Raw genomic sequence first — 1,859 nt, 5'->3', positions numbered from 1 at the left:
TGCCCCTCGGCCAGCGGATCCGGTTGCCCCACCTACCCGGCCGGTGTGCCATTCATCGAGGCCGTGGAGATGAACGCCGGCTTTTTCCTGGAACATGGAATCGGAACGGGCGACCGGCTCGCCATCGGAAAGGACAATTGCCCCGCAAATTAGGCCGGGCAATGTCTCAGCAACCGGTTCAGCTGTCCTGCCACTCTGGCTTGCGCTTCTCCAGAAATGCGCAGATACCTTCCTGGGCGTCGTTCGCCATCATGTTGTCTGCCATCACCTTTGAGGTGTACTCATAAGCGTCCTCCAGCGGCATTTCCAGTTGCCGGTAGAAGGCTTCCTTACCAATCTTCAGGGTATGACCAGACTTGTCGGCAATGGTACGCGCCAGCTTGTAAACCATTTCGTCCAGGTGCTGCTCATCAACAATCTGATTGACCAGTCCGATGCGTTCAGCTTTCACGGCACCAATCATCTCACCGGTCAGCAGCATTTCCATCGCGTGCTTGCGTGACACATTCCGGGACAGCGCCACCATCGGCGTGGAACAGAATAGCCCGATATTCACGCCAGGCGTCGCAAACCGGGCGGTATCGGCCGCCACGGCCAGGTCGCAGCTGGCCACCAGCTGGCAGCCGGCGGCGGTCGCAACACCCGCAACCCGCGCAATGACTGGCCGGGGCAGGTTCACGATCTGCTGCATCACCTTGCTACACTGGTTAAACAGGGCCAGCTGGAATTCATGGCTATCGAACTGCTCACGCACTTCCCGGAGGTCATGGCCGGCACAAAACACGTTGCCATGAGCCGCAAGGACGACAACCCGCGTTTTCGAATCGGAGGCGATGATCGCCAGCTCTTCAGACAAGGCCTCGAGCATGGCCATGGAAAGGCTGTTTTTCTTCTCCGGCTGGTTCAGTGTAAGCGTGGTAATGCCATTTTCGCTGTACTTGTGCACCAGCTCTTGTGTTTGTTCAGTCATGTGGACACTCCATTTGAATCGTTGCTGCACCGGGCATTCTGGAATCTTACCCAGAGTATTGCTGACTGCGTCTATACTGTCGAAGCGACTTTTGTAGGATGCTCAGTTTTCAATGCGTTGCGGTTGTTATAGACCTCTGCTGCCCATAGGCTGTTGGTAGAAGCCAAAACTGCAGAGAGGAATAACGCATGTCAAAATCAATGATCCTCAAAGCCATCTTCGCCATCGCGGTTATCGGCGGAGCAGTCTTCATAATCGTAAAAGACGATCCAGCAACACCAACCGGCGACATCAACAGCATCCAGCCGCTGCCGGAACAGGACAACCCATAAATTAACCGAACCACCACACCGGAACAGGCGAAGCCACGTTGCAGACTACCAGAATCAAAGGACTGACCATCGCAGCTCTGGGCGTGCTGTTTATCGTGCCCGATGCGTTGCTGGTGAAAATCACCTCCGTGGATCCTGTGGTCTTTCTGTTCTGGCGCGGCCTGTTACTGGCGATCAGTTTTTTTGTGATCAGCTGGGCGCGATACCGTTCCCGACTGGTGCCTGAAATTCGAAAATGCGGCCGTAAAGGCCTGTTCTGTGCCGGTGCCTTTGCCATCAGTACCCTTGGGTTCGTGGTTGGCATGAAGAACACAGCCGCCGGCAATGTGCTGGTCATCCTGAACACCGCGCCGGTCATCGCGGCCGTGATTGCCTGGGCGGTCTGGAAAGAAACGCTGCCTCTTCGCACCTGGGTAGTCATTTTGGTGTGCGTCACCGGCGCCACCTTCATGGCCGTGGGAGAATTCGGCAAGGGCGACCCTCTGGGTCTGTTGATGGCCGTGGTTGCCGCCACTGCCCTGGCCTCCAACCTCAACGTAGCGCGCTCCAAACCCGAC

3 protein-coding genes and 1 pseudogene are annotated in these 1,859 nt (G+C 56.6%); 3 read left to right on the top strand and 1 reads right to left on the bottom strand.

Annotation, left to right across the window (positions count from 1 at the left end; genetic code table 11):
- Positions 1–153 (top strand): annotated as a pseudogene (locus tag B2W52_RS00835) (DUF192 domain-containing protein); the annotation flags it as partial.
- Positions 154–178: 25 nt separating this feature from the next.
- On the opposite strand, the gene B2W52_RS00830 reads toward B2W52_RS00835, so the two are convergent.
- Complete coding sequence (locus B2W52_RS00830; protein WP_008171597.1) at positions 179–970, bottom strand: enoyl-CoA hydratase; 792 nt, start codon at positions 968–970, stop codon at positions 179–181.
- A 188-nt stretch (positions 971–1,158) separates the two neighbouring features.
- Between B2W52_RS00830 and B2W52_RS00825 the strand changes: the two genes are divergently transcribed.
- Positions 1,159–1,302, top strand: a complete 144-nt coding sequence (locus B2W52_RS00825) for a hypothetical protein (RefSeq protein WP_008171599.1) — start codon at positions 1,159–1,161, stop codon at positions 1,300–1,302.
- A gap of 38 nt (positions 1,303–1,340) precedes the next feature.
- The coding region (locus tag B2W52_RS00820; RefSeq protein WP_286801003.1) for a DMT family transporter at positions 1,341–1,859 on the top strand (519 nt) is incomplete at its 3' end.

It is taken from the genome of Marinobacter sp. UBA2498, from assembly GCF_002341575.1.
Lineage (GTDB): Bacteria > Pseudomonadota > Gammaproteobacteria > Pseudomonadales > Oleiphilaceae > Marinobacter > Marinobacter manganoxydans.
This window is presented reverse-complemented; position numbering and strand designations above follow the sequence as displayed.

Coding starts and splice junctions, on each gene's coding strand:
- B2W52_RS00830 (WP_008171597.1), bottom strand. CDS start 970: ATGACTGAACAAACACAAGAGCTGGTGCACAAGTACAGCGAAAATGGC.
- B2W52_RS00825 (WP_008171599.1), top strand. CDS start 1,159: ATGTCAAAATCAATGATCCTCAAAGCCATCTTCGCCATCGCGGTTATC.